This is a genomic window from Ferruginibacter sp., from assembly GCF_031430955.1.
Classification (GTDB): Bacteria; Bacteroidota; Bacteroidia; order Chitinophagales; family Chitinophagaceae; genus Ferruginibacter.
Genome location: NZ_JANPCM010000011.1, coordinates 1 through 2,451, shown reverse-complemented (window position 1 = coordinate 2,451; position 2,451 = coordinate 1). Strand labels below are relative to the sequence as shown.

Annotated in this window: 2 protein-coding genes; both read right to left on the bottom strand. The window is 40.9% G+C overall.

The window, feature by feature from the left end:
• On the bottom strand, positions 1-471 hold a 471-nt coding region (locus tag ACY65O_RS00325; protein WP_462218852.1), incomplete at its 3' end, for a family 43 glycosylhydrolase.
• A gap of 14 nt (positions 472-485) precedes the next feature.
• Positions 486-2,210 carry an amidohydrolase family protein gene (locus ACY65O_RS00320; RefSeq protein ID WP_462218851.1) on the bottom strand — a complete coding sequence of 575 codons (1,725 nt, stop codon included), beginning with the start codon at positions 2,208-2,210 and terminating at the stop codon, positions 486-488.
• Between the last annotated feature and the right edge of the window lie 241 nt (positions 2,211-2,451).

The following is a 2,451-nucleotide window of genomic DNA, read 5'->3' as shown; positions in this document are numbered from 1 at the left end:
TACAAACTGATCTATTGGTTGTGCACCATTATAAAATTTATCAATTAAAGGTTTGCCCAGGTAATCTTTAAAAGGGCCTTCGGGTTTATTGGCAACGGCCACACCAATGCCGCCATATTCGTTATTACTTTGTATATCGTTGGCAGCAAAAAATAAAAAATACTGTTTATCTTTTTGCACAATGGCAGGTGCCCACATGGCACGACGTGCCCATTTAACGGCCGCAGTGTCTAAAATTCTATGATGCGTTTTCCATTGCACTAAATTTTTTGAAGAAAAAGCATCAAAGAAAACCTGCTTTTCATATTTATCCGAATAAGTAGGATAGATCCAGTACTGATCTTTAAAAATAGCTGCTTCGGGGTCGGCGTACCAGCCTTTAATAATGGGATTGCCGGATGTGGGTATTTGTGCAATCGAATACACTGCTGTTACAAATAAAAAAAAGACAGTTGAATAAAACAATTTCATGTTGTAAAAATAATTTACTGCTTAAAATAAACCTTAGTAATCTTTCCACCTTCCACCACATACATAGCTATTGCAGTAACAGGTTTATCGCCAAAACCCCACACTTCTTCCTGGTCAATTACGGTGTTGCCTTCTGCAATGCGGTTAACCAGGCGGCAATATAATTTAGGTGTTTTAGTAACAAACTGGTAGGCTTTACGCATTTCATTTTTTCCTTTCAACTCCAGTTTATTGGGAAAGCTGTACAGTTCCACGGCCTCAGCATAAGGCGCTAAAAAAGCTTCCAGGTTGTGGGCATTGTAAGCATTCAGTTGCTGCTGTGCCAGCATTTCGGGTGTGTTTATAATAAAAGAATCCCGTTTAAAAGGAATGCCTTTGTTAATTACCCAATCTATCTTTTGCCAATTGGCAATATCATCTAACGGGTTTGCAGTAAGCACCAGCATATTGGCCCATTTATTTTTAGCAATGCTGCCCCATTCGTTTTGTTTGCCCACGGCTTTAGCACCGTTGATGGTGCTGGCCTCAAGCAATTGCCAGTTGCTCATACCGGCAGCCTGCATGGCTTTCAGTTCCTGAAAATATGAGCCGGCGTGTTGCGTACCAATATTACCGGCATCGGTGCCCGTAGCAATGGTAACACCTGCGGTTACTAATTTTGTAAGATTTTTTTGCATGATGGAATCTGCCAGTTGTGTACTTGCTTTACGTTCAGCAGAAGACATAGCATTAATATAACGGGCAGCAATGGCCGTATCTGGCTGCGGATAATTTAATATACTTGCAATGGTTGTTGGGTTGGCAACAGCGAGTTCATCTGTGGTAAAATGATACTGATGGCCCAGTGACTTACCATAATTATCCATTACTACCAGTGTAGGACAAAGCACTGTTTTGTTTTTCAGCAACAGTTGCACAAAGGCATCGCTGATAATTTCATCGTCCACACTGTGTACTAAAAAATCGGCACCGGCTTCTACGGCCAGTTGTGCAGTAATGCGTTCTGTAGCATGTACGGCTACCCGTAAATTGTTTTTATGGGCTTCGTCAATAGCGGCTGTAACCAGCGGTAAATTTTTACGTGCCCCTTTTTCCACATCGGCATCAATAACAATGTACCATATCTTTATAAAATCGGTATGCAGCGGCAACTGGTTGCGTACCGATTGCCGGACATCTTCTTCGGTACCCATCATTTCAAAAGGTGCTTCTTTACCCAGTTTTTTATACGCCTCGGGTACATAAGTGGTGAGCAATGGGCCCGTCATGCTGATGAGCGGTGCATAATTTTTATTGGTAAAACTATCCCGTTGCGTTAAAAAATTATACGACGCACCCACATCAATTACCTGCGTAATGCCCAGGCTGCTGTAGCGGCGTAAAAAATCATCCATGTTATGATGTACCCAGTTTAATTCTTTAGCATGTGGCTGGTAACTCCGCAAATCAATTACATCGGGCCGGGTAAACAAACCACCACTCTGAAAAAAGTGCACATGGGCATCCGTAAAGCCCGGCACTAAATATTTACCTGTGCCATCAATTACTGCAGTGCCTTCGGGCAGTTTAAATGTTTTGTTATTATCTACCGAAATTATTTTACCATTTAGCGCCACTACATTATACCCCGTTAAAAGTTTTTTCTTTTCTACATCTATTACCGTGATGTTTTTAATGAGTACCTGTGCGGTAGATGTTTGTATGCAAGCCAGCATAATAAGCAGGGAGAATAAACGCATGGTGAAAGTTTTTAGAAAGATACAAAATTTGGTGGGGTTGGCGTTTGGTGATGTACCTTATAGTTTTGTGCTTTTGTATAAGGAGCGAATGGCTTGCCACTTTCAGCACAATTATAAATAGCACGCAATAATATGCAGAAATTGGGTGGTATTATTTTAATATAACCCAAAAATTGATAATTATGGGTTATGTTGATAAGGGGTTTTTGCACTAAATCCTTGATGATGTCCGGCAGAAAAC

Excerpts from the sequence above, each read along its gene's own strand:
- ACY65O_RS00320 (WP_462218851.1), bottom strand. The coding sequence starts at position 2,210 with ATGCGTTTATTCTCCCTGCTTATTATGCTGGCTTGCATACAAACATCT.